This is a genomic window from Pseudomonas sp. LBUM1660 (genome assembly GCF_059695935.1).
Map to the genome: position 1 here is coordinate 55,709 of NZ_CP166795.1, position 19,907 is coordinate 75,615.

Genomic DNA, 19,907 nt, shown 5'->3' on the forward strand with positions numbered 1-19,907 from the left:
GAAAAAGCCCTTACCGTCGGGCGGGCGTCATTATTTTGTCTGATTCAAAACTTGCAGGAGCGCCGCCGTCTGAGCGTCAGGGGTGCCATCGAATCGGGTGGGACGGAAATGCATTTGAAAGGCCGCCAGTACATGGCGCGTGGCAACATCAAGCTCGCCCGTTTGTGGCGTGGCATAACCCAGTCGGGCCAGCTGTCCCTGATACCAGCTGATGCTCGGCAGTTCTGTTGCGAACTGGGCTTGCTGGCGTGCGACGGCCTGCTCGTTTGGCCAGACGCCTATGCCTTCGTCAGCCAGGCGCTTCCAGGGAAACAACGGGCCGGGATCGAGCTTGCGCAACGGCGCAATATCGCTATGGCCAATGATGGAACGAGGGTTGATGTTGTAACGCTTGCTGATGTCCTTGAGCAGAAAGATCAGCGACTGAACCTGATCTTCGCTGTAGGGATACCAAAGGCGGCCCGTCGGCGTGTCTTTGAAGCCAGGATTGACGATCTCGATGCCGATGGAGCTGGAGTTCAGCCAGGTCCGGCCTTGCCATTCGCTTTCGCCTGCGTGCCAGGACCGAAGATTTTCATCCATCAGCTTATAGATGGTGGCGCCTTTGTCGTCACCGATCAGGTAGTGACTGCTGACCTCGCCATGGGTCAGCAACTGCAGCGAGCGCTCGAGGGAGGCGGAGGTGTAATGCACCACCACGAACTGAATACGACTGTCGTGATTGGCTGAAGGGTGGCTGGTATCGATCCGTGGACCGCTGGCACAACCGGTCAACAGGAGCAGCGACACAATGAGAGCAAGACATTTCATGGCAGGAGGCAATACACGCAAGACAGTAATGCAACAGTGTAACGTACTGACTTGCGCGCAGAAGGCAAAAGCGCTGTTTTAAATGAAATGGAACAATTGGCTGTCAGCCAGCCTCAACTCGATTGCGACCGGCATTTTTCGCACGGTACAGCGCCTGATCGGCTCTTTTCAGCACCCAATCGCTATGTTCGCCGGCTTTAAATGCCGTCACACCCATGGAAATGGTGATGGTCACTCGCTCACCCTTGAAGTGGAAAGGGCATGCTTCGATGGAGGCACGCAAGGATTCCAGCAATTTGGCGCCGCTTGCCAATGGTGTGGCGGGCATCAACAGGACAAATTCCTCGCCGCCGAACCGCGCAATGAAATCCGTCCCGCGCAGGCGTTTGCGCAGCACGCTGGCAATGATTTTCAGCACTTTGTCACCTGCCAGGTGACCGTAGTTATCGTTGATGCGTTTGAAGTGGTCGAGGTCGAGCATCGCCAGCAACAGGGTGTTGCCGTGTTGCTGCCATTGGCGGACTTCGTGTTCCAACCGTTCACTCCAGGCCGCTCGATTGGGCAGGCTGGTGAGGGGATCGATCAGGGCTTTTTGCCGTTGTTCTTCAAGGTGTTCGCGGTATCCCAGCGCTTCCTGTTCCATGTGCGCCACGCGTTCGGCCAGGCTTTGCAACCGAGCCGCAACTTCCTGCTCGCGCTCGTCGCGCTGCTTCTGGTGTTGATCCATGGTGCCGAGCAGGCCTTCGAGGTGGTTCTCCAGGACGTGCTTGAGGTCGTCCAGGTCCGCCGCTTCCTGCATGCTGCTCTGGAGGCCATCGACTTGCTCGCGGATCTGCGTATCCATCTCGCGCGCAGCAGAGCGGTTGTCGGCATGGCCGTCGCTGGCTGCTTGCAAGTTGCTCTGGAACGATTCGAGACGTTCGTTGAGTTGCTGCAGGTAAGCTTCGAATTCGTGTTGACCGCTGTCGGTGATCGCCAGCATCAAAGTCGCCAGATCATCGAGGATCGGGATCAGTTCGTACCAGTTCAACCCGTTTTGCAGGCGATCACGCATCGCTTCGGCTTGCGGTCGGTGGCGTTCGGGCAACGTCAGGTCGTCGAGCAGGCCCAGGAGCGTGTCTTCGATGTGCTTGGCGACAGAACTGTAGGACGGCTCGGGTGAGTCGGGCAGGGCGTAGAGACTATCCACGGGCGCGAGATGCTCCGCCTCAATGGTCACCGGGGTCAGTTCATCCGGGTTGACTGCCTGTGGCACTTGCTCGGCTGGCGTAATGTCCGGAAGCGCTGGTTCTGCCAGTTGTTCGATATTCGGCTGTGTCGGTGGCTCTACAGGTTGCGCAGATGCAGTCTCTGGCTGAAGCACGGGCGGGACAAACGCCACCACTTCCGGAGCAGGTTCCGTTGCGTGTATTTCCAGTGATTCAGGGATTGCAGCGGCAGGTTGGACGTCGATTACCGTTGGCTGTACGACTGGCGGCTGCTCGATCGTGGGTGCGAGATCAGCTGGTACCGGCGGGGTCTCGGCAAGCGGTGCGGCAATCGGTTCGACAGTCTGCGCGATAGCCGTTTGCACCGCAGGAGCGGCGATCTGCGGCGCGGCCTCATCCGCTTCCCGGTTACCAAACAGTCGCTGCAGAAAACCGGGGCGATCAGGTTCTGCCGGGGTATCCAGTTGGCGTAAGGCTTTGCCTTGCAGGCCACTCAATTCGCTGAGTAGCAGCGGAATCTCACGTGCCTGGCTGACTCGGCTGTCCAGTTGTTTGGCAAAGTTCTTCAGTGGACGGCTGACTTCGCGGGGCAGTGGCAGTGTTTGCAGCTGAGTCACCAGCGCAGTCAGTGCGGCGCTGGTCTGATTGACCCGGGTTTCCCGGCGTTGCTCGGAATCGAGTACGGCTTTTTCCAGACGAGGAAGCAGGGCGGCCAGGCCGGCGTCCATGTCATCGGTGCGCACGACTTCGCGCATTTCCTTCATGCACTGGTCAACGGCGCGATCGGTGCCTTCTGCGGCCAGGGTGCTGCGCACCAGCCCACGACGCAGCAGGTCGAGCCGGGCATCCCATCGGCGTTCGAGCTTTTCCTGTTGTTCGATGCTTTTAAGGTATTTCTCTTTCCAGCGCTGTGTTTCGTCGCTCATTCATGGGATCCGCGAAGGGGCAGGACTCAACGCGGGGAATGCATCGGCCGTGAGCGAACCCGGCAGACGAATCTCTACCGCGACGGGCAGGTGATCTGAAATCGGTTGTGCCAGCACCTCGAACTTTTCAAGGGTCAGGGTGGGGCTGAGCAGAATATGGTCCAGACAGCGCTGTGGGCGCCAGCTAGGGAACGTCGCTTCCAGTTGCGGCGCGAGCAGGCCGAGGTCACGCAACGGGGAGTTTTGCAGCAAGTCACTGGCGTGGGTATTCATGTCGCCCATCAGCACCTGGTGTTTATAGCCGCCGATCAACTCGCGGATGTAAGCCAGTTGCATGCTGCGGGCCCGAGCGCCCAGCGCCAGGTGCATCATGACGACCACCAGCGCCTCCGGACCTTCGCCGAAACGCACCAGAATCGCCCCGCGGCCCTTTGGCCCCGGCAGCGGATGATCTTCAATCGCCCACGGACGCAGGCGGCTGAGCACGCCATTGCTGTGCTGGCCGAGACGACCGAGATTGCGATTGAGTTGTTGATACCAGTAGGGAAAGGCGCCGAGTTGCGCCAGGTGTTCCACCTGATTGACGTAGCCTGATCGCAGGCTGCCGCCATCGGCTTCCTGTAAGGCAACCAGATCGAAGTCGCCCAACAGATTGCCGATCTTTTGCAGGTTGTCGGCACGTCCGGTGTGCGGCAGCAGATGCTGCCAGCCTCGGGTCAGGTAGTGCCGATAGCGCTCGGTACTGATACCGACCTGGATATTGAAGCTGAGCAAGCGCAGACGGCTGTCTGCGGGCAAGCCCGTCGATTCCAAGTGATGCTCGTTGACCCGCGGATCATGCAGGCCAACGACGCGTTCAGTTCCCCAGCGGCGCATGGCGGGCCCCGCGCTTAGTTGGCAGCAGCCTTGTTAGCCGCTCGCTCTTGGTCGACCAGTTTGTCGGCCAGTTGCAGTGCTTGTTGGGCGCCGCCGGCAGAGCCCACGTCAAAGCGATACTTGCCGTTGACGATCAAGGTCGGTACGCCGGAGATTTCATACTTCTTCGCAAGCTCTTTGGCCTGTGCGACTTTGCCTTTGATGGCGAAGGAGTTGAAGGTGGCCAGGAACTTGTCTTTGTCGACGCCCTGGGTGGTAAGGAATTCTGCCATCTCTTCTGGAGTGGTCAGTTTTTTGTGTTCTTTCTGGATAGCTTCGAAAACCGCCGTGTGAACCTTGTGCTCAACGCCCATGGCTTCAAGGGTCAGGAACATTTGGCCGTGTGCGTCCCATGGGCCGCCGAACATGGCAGGAATGCGCACGAAGTTCACATCGGAAGGTAATTTTTCAACCCAGGGATTGATCACCGGCTCGAACGAGTAGCAGTGCGGGCAGCCATACCAGAACAGCTCCACGACTTCGATCTTGCCAGGCACGGCGACCGGGACCGGATTGGTCAATTCGACATAAGGGGCGGCGGGTGCTTCGGCGGCTTGGGCAGTCACGCCGAACAGGCTGGCAGCGACGAGTGCGGCGCTGATGATCAGATTACGCATGCTTTACTCCTGGACAATTTTGGTCGCCTCGCGCGACCTGTTTTCAGACAGGTCCTGGCGGGCTTGAGTTCTGTAGTGTAACGGCAGCGGCCACAAAAAAGGGCGGCCTGAGCCACCCTTTTTATACTTGCTGCGACGGATTAATAGAGCGTTAACGTTGCAGGAGATGTACGTCCCGCACGACGCCCGATTCGCCGGTCTTAATGCAGGCCTTGAATGTAGCTGGACACTGCCGCGATATCTTCGTCGCTGAGTTTTTTGGCAATACTCTGCATCGGCTTGGTATCGCCATCGTTGGCACGACCGCCTTCTTCCTTGCGGAAGTCGGTCAATTGCTTGGCAACGTATTGAGCGTGCTGGCCACCCAGATGCGGGAAGCCGGCAGCTGCGTTGCCCTTGCCATCTGGAGAGTGGCAGCCGGTGCAGGCTGGCAGGCCCTTGGCCAGGTCGCCGCCGCGGAACAAGGCTTCACCGCGAGACACGACTTTCGGGTCGGCGGCGCCAACGCTGCCTTTCTGGCTGGCGAAGTAGGCGGAGATATCAGCCAGGTCCTGATCGCTCAGGTTGGTCAGCAGGCCGGTCATTTCCAGAACGGTGCGTTTGCCGGACTTGATGTCGTGCAGCTGCTTGTTCAGATAACGCTCGCCCTGGCCTGCCAGTTTCGGAAAGTTAGGCGCCATGCTGTTGCCATCCGGGCCATGACAGGCGCCACATACTGCGGCTTTCGCCTGACCAGCAGTCGCATCACCTGCAGCATGGGCTACGCCGGAGATCCCCACGGTCAACAGCAGACTCACGATCAATTTGTTCATCAGCTAATCCAACTACGGCTAAGGGTTAAAGAGTTATGGACCGGGATCACTCGCTCATCCACTGGATGATGGCATGGTAATCCTCGGCACTGCAGTCCATGCACAAACCACGCGGCGGCATCGCCTTGAAACCCTGGGTCACGTGTTGCACCAGCGTCTCCATACCTTTCGCCAACCTCGGCGTCCAAGCTTCCTGATCGCCCTTTTTGGGCGCCATGGGTAGTTGGCCGGAATGACAGGCACCACAAACACGGTTGTACACAGCTTCCGGATCCTGTGTAGCCTGAGCGCTGTAAAGCGGCATCAAGACACCGGCAGCTAGCAGCCATTTCGTCATAAAACGACCTTTTCAGGGTTGAGAGCGTTCTGCGTTCTAATGCGCAATCAAGGTCTATCGCTCTCGTGAACTTCATCCTACGCTGGGACAAAGCGCACACAAAATCTGCGGCATTATATACTGGCGTCACTGAAACGGAAACGACACTGCTCGCCGCGTCCATTCCCGGCGCCGCCCACATCGGAAATCCCATGCAACTCAAGAACCCCATCCTCGGCCTGTGCCAACAGTCCACCTTCATGCTCAGCGCTGCCAAAGTCGACCAATGTCCCGATGACGAAGGCTTTGAAGTGGCCTTCGCCGGGCGTTCCAACGCCGGCAAATCCAGTGCGCTGAACACCCTGACGCACGCCAGCCTGGCGCGGACCTCGAAAACTCCGGGTCGCACGCAGCTCTTGAACTTCTTCAAGCTAGACGATGATCGTCGTCTGGTCGACCTCCCGGGTTACGGTTACGCGAAAGTGCCTATCCCGTTGAAGCTGCACTGGCAGCGTCACCTGGAAGCTTATCTGGGTGGTCGCGAAAGTTTGAAAGGCCTGATTCTGATGATGGACATCCGTCATCCAATGACCGACTTCGACCTGTTGATGCTCGACTGGGCCGTCGCCAGCGGCATGCCGATGCACATTTTGCTGACCAAAGCCGACAAGCTGACCTACGGCGCGGCGAAAAACGTTCTGCTCAAGGTTCAGACAGACATCCGCAAAGGGTGGGGCGATGCGATCAGCATCCAGTTGTTCTCGGCGCCAAAACGCATGGGCCTGGAAGACGCCTACACTGTATTGGCAGGCTGGATGGAACTGGCGGACAAAGGCTCCGAGGTTGCCCCGCAATAAATCGCAGGCAAAAAAAACCCCGGACTTCTTATGGGGAGGGGGAAGTTCCGGGGTTCAAGTTCCGGACCGCTAGGGCGGGATCCAGATATCTGCCAACACTTAACACAACATAGGAGCTTCGAAGGGCTTCACCAGCCATTCAGTAACTCTGAGTGGCAGTTCACAGGTTTAGTTCCGGAGCTTCAGAAACCATTTGTAATAAGTGTGATTTCTTTCCGAAATAAGGGCCCTTCACCCTTCTGCCGCGGCACTATGCCGCAGCAGAAAACGCCTTTTCAGACGGCTCAGTGAGCCTCATCCCAGTTATTGCCTACGCCAACCTCGACCAGCAACGGAACATCCAGCTTCACGGCGTCGCTCATGTGCACGCGAATTTCATCGCGAACCTGGTCGACCAGATCTTCACGCACCTCAAGCACCAATTCATCGTGCACCTGCAGGATGACTTTGGCGTCGAGGCCCGATGAGGTCAGCCAGTTATCCACAGCCACCATGGCTTTCTTGATGATGTCCGCCGCCGTGCCCTGCATCGGGGCGTTGATCGCCGTGCGTTCGGCCCCTTTGCGCAGGGCCGGGTTCTTCGCGTTGATTTCCGGCAGGTACAGGCGTCGGCCGAAGATCGTTTCGACAAAACCTTGCTCGGCCGCCTGGGTGCGGGTGCGTTCCATGTACGCCAGAACACCCGGGTAGCGGGCGAAATAACGGTCGATGTACGCCTGGGATTGCTTGCGATCAACGCCGATCTGCTTGGCCAGGCCAAACGCGCTCATGCCGTAGATCAAACCGAAGTTGATCGCCTTGGCGCTGCGACGCTGATCGGTGGTGACCTCGGCCAGTTCCACGCCGAACACTTCGGCGGCGGTGGCTTTATGCACGTCCAGGTCATTGCGGAACGCGTGCAGCAAACCTTCGTCCTTGGCCAGGTGCGCCATGATCCGCAGTTCGATTTGCGAATAGTCCGCCGCCAGCAACTTGTAGCCTTTTGGCGCGACGAACGCCTGACGAATCCGCCGCCCTTCGGCCGTGCGGATCGGAATGTTCTGCAAGTTTGGATCGCTGGACGACAAACGCCCGGTCGCCGCGACAGCCTGATGATAGGACGTGTGAATCCGCCCGGTGCGCGGGTTGATCTGCTCCGGCAGGCGATCGGTGTACGTGCTTTTCAGTTTGCTCATCGACCGGTACTGCATCAGCACTTTGGGCAGCGGGTAGTCCTGCTCGGCCAGTTCCGCCAGTACCGCTTCGGCGGTGGACGCCTGGCCCTTGGCGGTTTTGCTGAGGATCGGCAAGCCGAGTTTTTCGTACAGGATCACGCCCAATTGCTTCGGCGAGCCGAGGTTGAATTCTTCACCGGCGATGGCGAATGCCTCACGCTCCAGCGCGACCATTTTGTCGCCCAGTTCAACGCTTTGAATGCCCAACAGATTGGCATCGACCAGCGCGCCCTGGCGTTCGATGCGGGCGAGCACCGGCACCAACGGCATTTCGATTTCGCTCAGGACTTTGCTCAGGCTCGGAATGGCATTGAGCTTTTCCTGCAAAGTTTGATGCAGGCGCAGCGTCACGTCGGCGTCTTCGGCGGCGTAAGGCCCGGCCAGTTCCAGCGAGATCTGGTCAAACGTCAGCTGCTTGGCGCCCTTGCCGGCGATGTCCTGGAAACTCGTAGTGGTGTGGTTCAGGTACTTGAGCGCCAGGCTGTCCATGTCATGGCGGGTCGCGGTGGAATCCAGCACGTAGGATTCGAGCATCGTGTCGAACGCGATGCCTTGCACGGTGATGCCGCAGTTTTGGTCGCCACCGATGGCGCAGTTGGCCAGGATGTTCATGTCGAACTTGGCGTGCTGGCCGACCTTGAGTTTGTTCGGGTCTTCCAGAATCGGTTTCAACGCGCGCAGCACGGTGTCGCGATCAAGCTGATCCGGCACACCCATGTAGGAATGGGTCAGCGGGATGTAGGCCGCTTCGTTGGCCTGTACAGCAAACGACAGGCCGACCAGTTGCGCCTGCTGCGCATCGATGCCGGTGGTTTCAGTATCAAAGGCGATCAGCTTGGCGTCGTTGAGTTTCTTCAGCCACAGGTCGAAATCGGCCTGGGTGAGGATCGTGGTGTACTTGAGCACGGTCTCGACAGCGGCTTCTTCAACCACCGGGGTGCTGACTTCCTGGCCGGAACGCTTGGCATCACGCTGGTTATCTTCAAACCAGCTCTTGAATTCGAGCAGGGTGTAGAGCTCAGCGAGTTTGTCGTGATCCGGCCGGCCCATTTGCAGGTCGTCGAGCCCGATGTCCAGCGGCACGTCGATCTTGATGGTTGCCAGTTGATAGGAGAGGAACGCCATCTCCTTGTGCTCTTCGAGCTTGGCCGGCAGGGTCTTGGCGCCGCGAATCGGCAGGGTCGGGACGATGTCGAGCTGTGCGTACAGCTCGGTCAGGCCGCCGTTCACGCCCACCAGCAGGCCGGAAGCGGTTTTCGGACCAATGCCCGGAACGCCCGGAATGTTGTCGGAAGAATCGCCCATCAGTGCCAGATAATCGATGATCTGCTCGGGAGCGACGCCGAATTTCTCCTTCACGCCCTCCACGTCCAGCGCGCTACCGGTCATGGTGTTGACCAAGGTAATGTGGCCGTCGACCAGTTGCGCCATGTCCTTGTCGCCGGTGGAGATCACCACCGGACGGTCAGCCGCGGCGCTGCTGCGGGCCAGGGTGCCGATCACGTCATCGGCCTCGACGCCTTCGACGCACAACAACGGGAAGCCCAGGGCGATCACGCTCTGGTGCAGTGGCTCGATCTGTACGCGCATGTCATCCGGCATGCTCGGACGGTTGGCCTTGTATTCGGCGTACATGTCATCGCGAAAAGTCCCACCCTTGGCGTCGAACACCACGGCGAACGGACTGTCCGGGTACTGCTTGCGCAGACTCTTGAGCATGTTCAGCACGCCTTTGACCGCACCGGTCGGCAGACCTTTGGAAGTGGTCAGCGGCGGCAGGGCGTGAAAGGCGCGGTACAGGTAAGAAGAACCGTCCACCAGGACGAGGGGGGCTTGGCTCATGAGCAGGATCAACCTTTTCGGCGGGTCCGGCGCTAGAATAGCGGGACCGTTGACGACAAAGGGACAAGGTTATCATGCGCACACTAAATCGCCTGTTGCTGGCTGGCTTGTTTGCAACCGTTCCCCTGGCCGTCATGGCGGCGGACGATGCGCCGACACCGGAGCCGGAAGTCACGATCCGCACGGAAGGGGACAAAACGATCCAGGAGTACCGCCAAAACGGTTTCCTGTACGCGATCAAGGTCACGCCGAAGGGCGCACCGCCGTATTTCCTGGTGCGTGCGGACGGTACAGATGCAAACTTCATCCGCTCGGATCAGCCGGATATGCTGATTCCGTCGTGGAAAATTTTTGAGTGGAAGTAGTTTCTTAATTTCAATCGGCGCTGGCTCAAGCAGCGGCGCCCGTACTGGCAGTTTAAACATGTCTGTGTTCACCCCGCTGGCTCGGCCCGAGCTGGAAACCTTTCTCGCCCCATACGGGCTCGGCCGCCTGCTTGATTTCCAGGGAATTGCCGCCGGTAGTGAAAACACCAATTTCTTCATCAGCCTGGAGCAGGGCGAATTTGTCCTGACCCTGGTCGAGCGCGGTCCGGTTCAGGAGATGCCGTTCTTCATCGAACTGCTTGATGTGCTGCACGAGGCTGATCTGCCAGTGCCTTACGCGTTGCGCACCACCGACGGCGTGGCCTTGCGCGAACTGGCCGGCAAGCCTGCGCTGTTGCAACCACGCCTGGCCGGCAAGCACATCAAGGACGCCAACGCGCAGCATTGTGCTCAAGTCGGCGAGTTGCTAGGCCACCTGCACCTGGCGACCCAGGCCAACATGATCAAGCGCAAAACCGATCGTGGCCTGGACTGGATGCTGGAGGAGGGCACGCAGTTGCTGTCCCACCTGAATGCCGAGCAGAGTGATTTGTTGCAACGGGCGCTGGACGAAATCACTCAGCAGAAGACGAAAATTCTGGCGTTGCCACGGGCCAACATCCACGCGGATCTGTTCCGCGATAACGCGATGTTCGAAGGCACGCACCTGACCGGGTTGATTGATTTCTACAACGCGTGCTCGGGGCCGATGCTCTACGACGTGGCCATTGCCTTGAATGACTGGTGTTCGGACGACAACGGACTGATCGATGGGCCTCGGGCGCGGGCGTTGTTGGGCGCTTATGCGGCGTTGCGGCCATTTACGGCAGCCGAGGCCGAGTTGTGGCCGACCATGCTGCGCGTGGCGTGTGTGCGGTTCTGGTTGTCACGGTTGATTGCCGCGGAGTCGTTTGCCGGGCAGGATGTGTTGATTCACGATCCGATGGAATTCCAGCAGCGGTTGGCGCAGCGGCAAAAGGTCAGCACACCGCTACCTTTCGCCCTTTGAAAGCTTCGCGAGCAAGCCTCGCTCCTACAGGGTTTGTGTCGTTCACATTATCTGCGAACGGCACAAATTCCGTAGGAGCGAGGCTTGCCCGCGAATTGGGGCGTCGCAGATCCCGCCGTTACAACGACTCCAGACACCCCGCCAAATCATTCCCCAACTTCTCCAGCACCTGCTCATACCCCTGCGCAGTCGCCGGCGTGTACCCACCCAACGCATCCAGTTCCGCCAATTTTACCGGCAGGCCGGCCACCAGGGTTTCCGCCAGGCGTGGACGCAGGGGCGGCTCACTGAACACACAGGTCTTGCCGACTTCCTGCAACCGCGTGCGCATCGCCGCGACGTGCTGGGCGCCCGGCTGGACTTCGGCGGCGACGCTGAATACGCCAGTGTGCTTGAGGCCGTAGGCGTTTTCAAAGTAGTCGAAGGCCTCGTGGAATACGAAGTACGGTTTGCCTGCGATGCCGGCCAGACGCGCTTTCAAGCGAAGATCCATTGCATCCAGACGCTCATCGAACGCCTTGAGGTTGCTCTGATAACGCATGGCGTTGGCCGGATCGGCTGCACTCAAGTCAGCAGCCATTTTTGTGGCAATCACCCGAGCGTTTACCGGCGACAACCACAAATGCGCGTCCAGGCTGCCTGGGCGATGATCGTGGTCATGCTCGTCGGCTTCTTCCGCGTGGGAATGGCTGTCTTCGCCGAAGTGGCGCAGTTTTAGCCCCGGCAAATCCTGCACGGCGACGCTCGGCAGGGTTCGACCGTTCAGTACGCGAGGCAGGAAACCTTCCATGGCCGGACCGATCCAGTAAACCAGATCCACCGATTGCACCTTGCGCACGTCGGACGGACGCAACGCATAGTTATGCGGCGAAGCACCCGGTGGCAGCAGCACTTCCGGGATCGCCACGCCGTCCTGCACCGCAGCGGCAATCAGCTGTAGCGGCTTTATGCTGGTGAGGACTTTGACGTCGGCTTGAACTGAGCCAATGAACAGAAAACTGGCGACAAATGTGACAAAGATAGAAAAAAGTCGGGACACGATGACCACTCGAAGAGGCGAGAACGGGTAACATAATAACGTCTCTCACAAAACTCGTCGCCGCTCATGCCTAAAACACCGATTGCCAGCCGTCCCCACGACCACTCTCATTGCGTGCATAGCGCACTGACTGAGGCCGATGCCTTGTGCGCACGTCAAGGCCTGCGCCTGACTGCCTTGCGTCGGCGGGTGCTGGAGCTGGTGTGGCAAAGCCACAAGCCGCTGGGTGCCTACGACATTCTCGCGGTACTCAGTGAGCAGGACGGCCGCCGCGCCGCGCCGCCAACCGTGTACCGTGCGCTGGATTTCCTGCTGGAAAACGGCCTCGTCCACCGCATCTCCTCGCTCAACGCCTTCGTTGGCTGCAATCACCCGGAGCATGCCCACCAAGGCCAGTTCCTGATTTGCCGCGAATGCCACGCCGCCATCGAGCTCGAACAGAAATCCATCAGCGACGCGATCATCAGCAGCGCCAAGGACGTCGGTTTCGTCGTCGAAGGCCAGACCGTCGAAGTGGTCGGCCTCTGCTCGGGTTGCCAGGGGGCTTAATGAGCAATGCGCTGATCCGCCTCGAGAACGTTGCCGTCACCTTTGCCGGGCAAAACGTGCTGGATAACATCGAGCTGAGCGTCGAGCCGGGGCAGATCGTCACCCTGATCGGCCCGAACGGCGCTGGCAAAACCACGCTGGTGCGCGCCGTGCTCGGCCTGTTGAAGCCGGACAGTGGCAGCGTCTGGCGCAAGCCGAAACTGCGGGTCGGTTACATGCCGCAAAAACTTCACGTCGACCCGACGCTGCCGCTGTCCGTGCTGCGCTTCTTGCGTCTGGTGCCGGGCGTGGACCGCGCCAGGGCCTTGGCGGCACTCAAGGAAGTCGGCGCTGAGCAAGTGATCGACAGTCCGGTGCAAAGTGTTTCCGGTGGTGAAATGCAGCGCGTGCTATTGGCTCGGGCCCTGCTGCGTGAGCCGGAACTGCTGGTGCTCGACGAACCGGTGCAAGGCGTCGACGTGGCCGGCCAAGCCGAGCTCTACAGCCTGATCACGCGCCTGCGCGACCGTCACGGCTGCGGCGTGTTGATGGTCTCCCATGATTTGCACCTGGTCATGAGCACCACCGATCAGGTGGTTTGCCTGAATCGTCATGTCTGTTGCTCCGGGCACCCGGAACAGGTCAGCGGCGATCCGGCTTTCGTCGAGCTGTTCGGCAAGAACGCACAAAGCCTGGCGATTTATCACCACCACCACGACCACGCCCATGACCTGCATGGTTCGGTAGTCAGCGCGGTCCCGGCGGCCCACACCCATGTCCATGGAGATAGCTGCAAGCATGGCTGATTTTCTGCTCTACGCCCTGCTTGCAGGTCTGGCTTTGGCACTGGTCGCAGGACCGTTGGGTTCGTTTGTGGTCTGGCGGCGCATGGCCTATTTCGGCGACACCTTGTCCCACGCGGCCTTGCTCGGAGTGGCGTTGGGCTTTCTGCTGGATGTCAGCCCGACGGTGGCGGTCACCGTCGGCTGTTTGCTTTTGGCGGTGTTGCTGGTGACGTTGCAACAGCGGCAGCCGCTGGCGTCCGACACACTTTTGGGAATTCTCGCACCGAGCACGCTCTCTCTGGGCCTGGTCGTACTAAGCTTCATGCACGAAGTGCGGATCGACCTGATGGCGTACCTGTTCGGTGACTTGCTGGCGATCAGCCCGACCGACCTGGCCTGGATACTCGGCGGCAGCGCCGGCGTTCTCGCGTTGCTGGTGACATTGTGGCGGCCATTGCTGGCAATCACGGTGCATGAAGAACTGGCCCGGGTGGAAGGTTTGCCCGTGCCGGCGCTGCGCCTGACCCTGATGTTGCTGATCGCTGTGGTGATCGCGGTGGCGATGAAAATCGTCGGTGTGTTGCTGATTACTTCGCTGTTGATCATCCCGGCGGCTGCGGCACAACGTCACGCCCGCTCGCCGGAGCAGATGGCACTGGGCGCGAGCCTGCTGGGCATGCTCGCGGTCTGTGGCGGGCTGGCGCTGTCGTGGTTCAAGGACACCCCGGCGGGCCCATCGATTGTTGTGACGGCCGCCGCACTGTTTCTTCTGAGTTTTGTCCTGCCCCGTCGAGGGGTGTAGACTTGCTCGTTTTTTGCGCAAATAGAGAGTCGCAGGAATGAAGCTGTTAGCCTCCCGTTATCTGCTCCTTGTCGCATTTTCGCTGCTACTGGGTGCTTGCCAAAGCACGCCATCGGCCACCACTGTGGCGACCGATGCACGGGCCACGGCCATCGCGCAGCTGGAACAAAACCTGGCCAGCAGCGAGCTGGCCACTGCCGAAGATCAACTGGCAACCTTGCAGGCCCAGTCGCCCGACGATCCATCCCTTGTGCAATATCAGCGGCAATTGGCCGAAGCCTATTTGCGCCGCAGCCAGATCGTGTTGCAAAAGGGTGATGTGAATGCGGCCGCCACGGCGCTGGCTCGGGCTCGGGCATTGATGCCAAAGGCTCCGGCGCTGACGGGTGGGGTCAACAACGCCATCGTCAATGCCCGTAAAGCTGAGCTGGACAGGGCTGAAGCGGCGCTCATGGCTGCCGAGGCCAAGCCACAGGCCAAAGTCATCGATCCTACGGCTGAAAGCACCACGATTGCGTTGAACCTCACCGATATGACCAAGCTTCGTCGTCAATTGGATGCGATCGCCGCCGATGTGGTGAATTACCAGTGCGATGTCAGCATCCAGGCGCCGCGTACTCAGGATTTCCCTTGGCTGGCCACATTGCTGACCAAACGGGTGAAGAAGCTGGATTCAGGGTTTGATCTGAACCTTGAGAAGCAGATCCTGCGCAACGTTCCGGCGCAGATGGTGTTGAGCCCTCGTAAACCCTAAAAGCTTCGCGGGCAAGCCTCGCTCCTACAGGATGTGTGTCGTTCGCTAATGTAATGAACGACACGAAACTCTGTAGGAGCGAGGCTTGCCCGCGAAGGCGTCTCATCTAGCAATACAACACTTTAAGCCGGAATCGCCTTGGCCTTCGGCTCCCGATCCCAAACCCGATGCTGCCCGATCGCGGCAAAAAACGGTTTGATCAACTTGGCATCCGCACCCACGATCAGCCCCGCATCAGCCTCCAGCTTCAACACATCCAGCAACTGCTTCGCCTCGCCATGCAGCGCAATCGCCTTCAAGTGCTTGTACGCCTCCAGCAGGTAATGCAGCGCCACGCCATCAGTGCTCAACGCCTTGATCGACGCCGCGCCACCGGGCACGAATACCGCATCGAATGCCACCGAAGGCAAGCCTTCCATCGAAGCGTCCACCGGCAGTGTTTTGCCATCGGCGGTGGTCACCGGCGCGGAAGTCGGGCCGAGCAATTTGGCGTGCGCACCTTCGGCCTTCAGCGCCTTCTTCATCGCATCAATCGCAGCACCATCGACACCGTTGGCCGCGAGAATCGCCACTTTTCGGGTTTTGATATCTGCGGGCAGCAGATTGGCCTGGCTCAAGGCGGGCGAGCGGTCCGGCGAAGTCTTGCGCACTTCAACGGTGCCAGCCTTCGGCGCGGGCAAGCCGAGGTTCTGCGCCACGCGCTTTGCCAGTTCCAGGTCGATATTGGCCAGGATCTCATTCACCTGACGCGCCCGGATGAACTCACGCTCAACCTTGCCCAGCTCAAAGCTGTACGCCGAGATGATGTGTTCCTGTTCGTGCTTGCTCATGCTGTGGAAAAACAGGCGCGCTTGGGAGAAATGGTCGCTGAACGACTCGCTGCGTTGGCGAATCTTGTTGGCATCGATGCGCTCAGGGTAGGTCTCGAACCCACCGTCCTGCGCGGCGGGCGGCGTCTCCTTCGGCCAGCCACCATCGATGGAGTTCGGCTCGTAGGATGCGCGTCCCTTGTCGATGGTGGTGCGATGCAACGCATCCCGTTGGCCGTTATGGAACGGCGCCACCGGGCGGTTGATCGGAATCTCGTGAAAGTTCGGCCCGCCGAGTCGGCTGATCTGCGTATCGGTGTAGGAAAACAGCCGTCCCTGCAATAAAGGATCGTTGGAGAAGTCGATGCCTGGCACGATATGGCCCGGGCAGAACGCAACTTGCTCGGTTTCAGCGAAGAAGTTGTCCGGGTTGCGGTTGAGCACCATCTTGCCCAGCGGGGTAATCGGCACCAGTTCTTCCGGGATCAGCTTGGTCGGGTCGAGGATATCGAAGTCGAATTTATGTTCGTTTTCTTCCTCGATGACCTGCACGCCCAGTTCCCATTCCGGGTAGTCGCCCATCTCGATCGATTCCCACAGATCGCGACGGTGGTAGTCGGTGTCTTTGCCGGCCAGCTTCTGCGCTTCATCCCACACCAGTGAGCAAGTACCGGCGGTAGGGCGCCAGTGGAATTTGACGAAGCGCGACTTCCCTTCGGCGTTGATCAACCGGAACGTATGCACGCCAAAGCCTTGCATGCTGCGCAGGCTTTTCGGGATCGCCCGGTCGGACATGGCCCAGATCACCATGTGCGCTGATTCCGGTACCAGAGAAACGAAGTCCCAGAAGGTGTCGTGAGCCGAGCCGCCGGTAGGAATCTCGTTGTGTGGCTCCGGTTTCACAGCATGCACGAAGTCAGGAAACTTGATTGCATCCTGAATGAAAAACACCGGCATGTTGTTGCCCACCAGGTCGAAGTTGCCTTCGTCGGTGAAGAACTTCACGGCGAAACCTCGCACGTCCCGCACGGTATCGCCTGACCCGCGCGGTCCCTGCACCGTGGAAAAGCGCACGAAGACCGGGGTTTTCTTGCCCGGGTCCTGTAGGAAACCGGCCTTGGTCAGTACGGAATGGTTTTCATAGGTCTGGAAAAAACCATGAGCGCCAGTGCCCCGTGCATGGACGATGCGCTCCGGGATCCGCTCATGGTCAAAATGCGTGATTTTTTCACGCATGATGAAGTCTTCCAGCAACGACGGCCCGCGGGCGCCGACCTTCAAGGTGTTCTGGTTGTCCGAAACCTTCACGCCCTGATTGGTCCGCAGGGCTTGCTCGGTGGCGTCGGAGCGGAATTTTTCCAGGCTATCGAGCTTGGCATTGGTGTTGCCGCGGTCCAGGGTATCGGTCCCGGCCAGTGCGCTTTTGGGTGCGGCAGGCTTTTTAGTGCTCATCAGTCGTAAACTCCTCGTTGCGATCCCGTAGCCAGGACTTATATGCATTCCCCAGGCACGGCACCGGGGGCGTTTTCGAGTTGCCTTATTAGTGACTGGCGAGCTTTTTAGCCGTTCCTTTTTTCTAACCTTCGATCGCGTTATTGCCAAATGGAAGGTTGAATGCGGAATAAATGCTAATAACCTCTATACGGACAGGCTAAAATGCGCGCCCGGCTAACTGCTGACCCTATTCCAACGCGCCCCACAAGGTTCGCTACGTGATCGAGTTTCAAAACGTCCACAAAACCTACCGCGTCGCCGGTAAGGATATCCCCGCTCTGCACTCGACCAGTCTGTCGATTGAGAACGGTCAGGTCTTCGGCCTGATCGGTCACTCCGGCGCGGGAAAAAGTACCCTGCTGCGTCTGATCAATCGCCTGGAAGAATCCAGTGGCGGCAAGATCTTCGTCGACGGCGAAGAAGTCACGGCGCTCGATGCCAACAGCCTGCGCCGCTTCCGCCAGCAGGTCGGGATGATTTTCCAGCACTTCAATCTGCTGGCGTCCAAGACCGTGGCTGACAACGTCGCGCTGCCGTTGACCCTGGCCGGTGAACTGTCGCGCAGCGAGATCGACCAGCGTGTCGCCGAGTTGCTGGCTCGGGTCGGCTTGTCCGACCACGCCAAGAAGTACCCGGCGCAGCTGTCCGGCGGCCAGAAGCAGCGCGTCGGCATTGCCCGCGCCCTGGCGACCAAGCCGAAAATTCTGTTGTGCGACGAAGCCACTAGCGCCCTGGACCCGCAGACCACGGCGTCGGTCCTGCAATTGCTGGCCGAGATCAATCGCGAGCTGAAACTGACCATCGTCCTGATTACCCACGAGATGGACGTGATCCGCCGGGTCTGCGACCAGGTCGCAGTCATGGACGCGGGTGTGATCGTCGAGCAAGGTTCGGTCGCCCAGGTGTTCCTGCATCCCAATCACCCGACCACCAAGCGTTTCGTGCAAGAAGACGATCAGATCGATGAAAGCGAACAGCGTGACGACTTCGCTCACGTGCCGGGCCGCATCGTGCGTCTGACTTTCCAGGGCGAAGCGACCTACGCGCCATTGCTGGGCACCGTCGCTCGGGAAACGGGTGTGGACTACAGCATCCTGGCCGGTCGTATCGACCGCATCAAAGACGTCCCCTATGGGCAATTGACCCTGGCTGTTACCGGTGGCGACATGGAGGCGGCGTTCGCCCACTTCACCGCGGCTGACGTCCACATGGAGGTCCTGCGCTAATGGAAGTCCTGACAAGTTTCTTCGTTAATATCGACTGGTTCGAAATCTGGCTGGCCACCGGCGATACCCTGCTGATGCTCTTCGGTTCGCTGTTGTTCACCGTGTTGCTCGGCCTCCCGCTGGGCGTGCTGTTGTTCCTGTGCAGTCCGCGTCAGTTGCTGGAATCCAGAGCCCTCTACGCCGTGCTGTCACTGGCGGTGAACATCCTGCGTTCGCTGCCGTTCATCATTTTGCTGATCGTGATGATCCCGTTCACCGTGCTGATCACCGGCACCTCGCTCGGCGTCGCCGGTGCGATCCCGCCGCTGGTGGTGGGCGCCACGCCGTTCTTCGGGCGACTGGTGGAAACCGCTCTGCGCGAGGTGGATCGCGGCATCATCGAAGCCACCCAGGCCATGGGAGCGACTACCCGGCAGATCATCATCAACGCCTTACTGCCAGAAGCCCGCCCGGGCATTTACGCGGCGATTACGGTGACGGCTATTACACTGGTGTCCTACACGGCGATGGCCGGGGTGGTCGGCGCCGGTGGGTTGGGTGACCTGGCGATCCGTTTCGGCTACCAGCGTTTCCAGACCGATGTGATGATCGTCACCGTGGTGCTGTTGCTGGTGCTGGTGCAGGTTCTGCAAATGGTTGGCGACAAACTGGTCGTCCATTTCTCACGTAAATAAGATTGAGCCGGCCATTCGCTGGCAGGTGCCAAACGGGCGCCGCAAGCGGGTGCCCCACAAGGAGTTAGCTGAATGAAAAAACTATTCGTCGCGTTCGCAGCCGTTGCAGCATTTTCCGCCCACGCGGACACCCTGACCGTCGCAGCCACCCCGGTCCCGCATGCGGAAATCCTCGAATTCGTCAAACCGGCCCTCGCCAAAGAAGGCGTGGACCTGAAAGTCAAAGTGTTCACTGACTACATCCAGCCAAACGTGCAGGTCGCCGAAAAACGCCTGGACGCCAACTTTTTCCAGCACCAGCCGTACCTCGATGAGTTCAACAAGGCCAAGGGCACCGACCTGGTCGCCGTTGCCGGTGTGCACCTGGAACCGCTGGGCGCTTACTCCAGCAAGTACAAGGCACTGACCGAGCTGCCGGGCGGCGCCAACGTGGTGATCCCGAACGACGCTACCAACGGCGGTCGTGCACTGTTGCTGCTGGCCAAGGCCGGCCTGATCAAGTTGAAGGATTCGAACAACATCCTGTCGACCGTCAAGGACATCACCGAGAACCCCAAGGACCTGAAATTCCGTGAGCTGGAAGCCGCGACCATCCCGCGCGTGCTGACCCAGGTCGACCTGGCGCTGATCAACACCAACTACGCGCTGGAAGCCAAGCTCGATCCGTCCAAGGACGCGCTGGTCATCGAAGGCAACGACTCGCCTTACGTGAACATCCTCGTAGCCCGCCCGGACGACAAGGACAGCGCAGCGATGCAGAAGCTGGTTGCTGCCCTGCATAGCCCGGAAGTGAAGGCCTTCATCCTCGAGAAGTACAAAGGCGCGGTATTGCCGGCGTTCTGATCTACCGCTTGAACGAAAAATGGGGCGCATTGAATGCGCCCCATTTTTTATGCCTGAAACAC

At 59.6% G+C, this 19,907-nt stretch carries 19 protein-coding genes; 10 read left to right on the forward strand and 9 right to left on the reverse strand.

The genetic code is table 11. The features are described from left to right. Positions 1 to 30: 30 nt before the first annotated feature. From ACA068_RS00265 to ACA068_RS00290, 6 genes are all read right to left on the reverse strand, one after another. Positions 31 to 810, reverse strand: a complete 780-nt coding sequence (locus ACA068_RS00265; RefSeq protein ID WP_497306745.1) for an N-acetylmuramoyl-L-alanine amidase — start codon at positions 808 to 810, stop codon at positions 31 to 33. 103 nt (positions 811 to 913) lie between these two features. Next, positions 914 to 2,944: a diguanylate cyclase gene (locus ACA068_RS00270; protein ID WP_497306746.1), complete on the reverse strand. Its 2,031-nt coding sequence runs from the start codon at positions 2,942 to 2,944 to the stop codon at positions 914 to 916. Further along, on the reverse strand, positions 2,945 to 3,820 hold the full coding sequence (locus tag ACA068_RS00275) for an endonuclease/exonuclease/phosphatase family protein (protein WP_497306747.1): 876 nt from the start codon (positions 3,818 to 3,820) through the stop codon (positions 2,945 to 2,947). It lies immediately after the preceding gene. A gap of 14 nt (positions 3,821 to 3,834) precedes the next feature. Further along, positions 3,835 to 4,476 (reverse strand): thiol:disulfide interchange protein DsbA/DsbL, encoded by a 642-nt coding sequence (locus ACA068_RS00280; RefSeq protein WP_497306748.1) that lies wholly within the window; start codon positions 4,474 to 4,476, stop codon positions 3,835 to 3,837. A 200-nt stretch (positions 4,477 to 4,676) separates the two neighbouring features. Then, positions 4,677 to 5,288: a c-type cytochrome gene (locus ACA068_RS00285; RefSeq protein WP_461978199.1), complete on the reverse strand. Its 612-nt coding sequence runs from the start codon at positions 5,286 to 5,288 to the stop codon at positions 4,677 to 4,679. Positions 5,289 to 5,334: 46 nt separating this feature from the next. Further along, a complete protein-coding gene (locus ACA068_RS00290; protein WP_497306750.1) occupies positions 5,335 to 5,625 on the reverse strand; it encodes a c-type cytochrome in 291 nt (96 codons plus the stop codon). Between the two features lie 191 nt (positions 5,626 to 5,816). On the opposite strand from ACA068_RS00290, the gene yihA reads away from it, so the two are divergent. Then, positions 5,817 to 6,461 carry a ribosome biogenesis GTP-binding protein YihA/YsxC gene (gene yihA, locus ACA068_RS00295; protein WP_497306752.1) on the forward strand — a complete coding sequence of 215 codons (645 nt, stop codon included), beginning with the start codon at positions 5,817 to 5,819 and terminating at the stop codon, positions 6,459 to 6,461. 284 nt (positions 6,462 to 6,745) lie between these two features. Here yihA and polA read toward each other — a convergent pair whose 3' ends face one another. Next, the gene (gene polA / locus ACA068_RS00300) at positions 6,746 to 9,517 is read right to left on the reverse strand and encodes a DNA polymerase I (RefSeq protein ID WP_497306754.1); all 2,772 of its coding nucleotides are present in this window, start codon (positions 9,515 to 9,517) and stop codon (positions 6,746 to 6,748) included. A 74-nt stretch (positions 9,518 to 9,591) separates the two neighbouring features. Between polA and ACA068_RS00305 the strand changes: the two genes are divergently transcribed. Then, a complete protein-coding gene (locus tag ACA068_RS00305; protein ID WP_076029142.1) occupies positions 9,592 to 9,882 on the forward strand; it encodes a DUF2782 domain-containing protein in 291 nt (96 codons plus the stop codon). Between the two features lie 58 nt (positions 9,883 to 9,940). Beyond that, positions 9,941 to 10,891 carry a homoserine kinase gene (locus ACA068_RS00310; RefSeq protein ID WP_497306755.1) on the forward strand — a complete coding sequence of 317 codons (951 nt, stop codon included), beginning with the start codon at positions 9,941 to 9,943 and terminating at the stop codon, positions 10,889 to 10,891. 118 nt (positions 10,892 to 11,009) lie between these two features. Here the strand turns inward: ACA068_RS00310 and ACA068_RS00315 are convergent, their stop codons facing one another. Continuing rightward, complete coding sequence (locus ACA068_RS00315) at positions 11,010 to 11,930, reverse strand: zinc ABC transporter substrate-binding protein (RefSeq protein ID WP_497306757.1); 921 nt, start codon at positions 11,928 to 11,930, stop codon at positions 11,010 to 11,012. Between the two features lie 66 nt (positions 11,931 to 11,996). On the opposite strand from ACA068_RS00315, the gene zur reads away from it, so the two are divergent. From zur to ACA068_RS00335, 4 genes are read left to right on the forward strand one after another with little or no spacing between them, the layout of a single operon-like run. Further along, the gene (gene zur, locus ACA068_RS00320; protein ID WP_010465632.1) at positions 11,997 to 12,479 is read left to right on the forward strand and encodes a zinc uptake transcriptional repressor Zur; all 483 of its coding nucleotides are present in this window, start codon (positions 11,997 to 11,999) and stop codon (positions 12,477 to 12,479) included. Next, positions 12,479 to 13,264, forward strand: a complete 786-nt coding sequence (gene znuC / locus ACA068_RS00325) for a zinc ABC transporter ATP-binding protein ZnuC (RefSeq protein WP_497306759.1) — start codon at positions 12,479 to 12,481, stop codon at positions 13,262 to 13,264. The genes zur and znuC overlap by 1 nt, the downstream gene beginning before the upstream one ends. After that, positions 13,257 to 14,045, forward strand: coding sequence for a zinc ABC transporter permease subunit ZnuB (gene znuB, locus ACA068_RS00330; RefSeq protein ID WP_497306761.1), 789 nt, complete (start codon positions 13,257 to 13,259; stop codon positions 14,043 to 14,045). Before znuC ends, znuB begins: the two co-directional genes overlap by 8 nt. A gap of 37 nt (positions 14,046 to 14,082) precedes the next feature. Continuing rightward, positions 14,083 to 14,799, forward strand: a complete 717-nt coding sequence (locus tag ACA068_RS00335; protein ID WP_497306763.1) for a PA5502 family lipoprotein — start codon at positions 14,083 to 14,085, stop codon at positions 14,797 to 14,799. 122 nt (positions 14,800 to 14,921) lie between these two features. On the opposite strand, the gene katE is transcribed toward ACA068_RS00335, so the two are convergent. Then, on the reverse strand, positions 14,922 to 17,060 hold the full coding sequence (gene katE / locus ACA068_RS00340) for a catalase HPII (RefSeq protein ID WP_497306764.1): 2,139 nt from the start codon (positions 17,058 to 17,060) through the stop codon (positions 14,922 to 14,924). 260 nt (positions 17,061 to 17,320) lie between these two features. On the opposite strand from katE, the gene ACA068_RS00345 reads away from it, so the two are divergent. The 3 genes from ACA068_RS00345 (at position 17,321) to ACA068_RS00355 (ending at position 19,845) form a co-directional block, all read left to right on the forward strand. Further along, positions 17,321 to 18,328 (forward strand): methionine ABC transporter ATP-binding protein, encoded by a 1,008-nt coding sequence (locus ACA068_RS00345; RefSeq protein WP_497306766.1) that lies wholly within the window; start codon positions 17,321 to 17,323, stop codon positions 18,326 to 18,328. After that, entirely contained in the window at positions 18,328 to 19,002 is a 675-nt protein-coding gene (locus ACA068_RS00350) for a methionine ABC transporter permease (RefSeq protein ID WP_497306768.1), read from the forward strand. The genes ACA068_RS00345 and ACA068_RS00350 overlap by 1 nt, the downstream gene beginning before the upstream one ends. Positions 19,003 to 19,074: 72 nt before the next feature. After that, the gene (locus ACA068_RS00355; RefSeq protein ID WP_497306770.1) at positions 19,075 to 19,845 is read left to right on the forward strand and encodes a MetQ/NlpA family ABC transporter substrate-binding protein; all 771 of its coding nucleotides are present in this window, start codon (positions 19,075 to 19,077) and stop codon (positions 19,843 to 19,845) included. Positions 19,846 to 19,907: the final 62 nt, after the last annotated feature.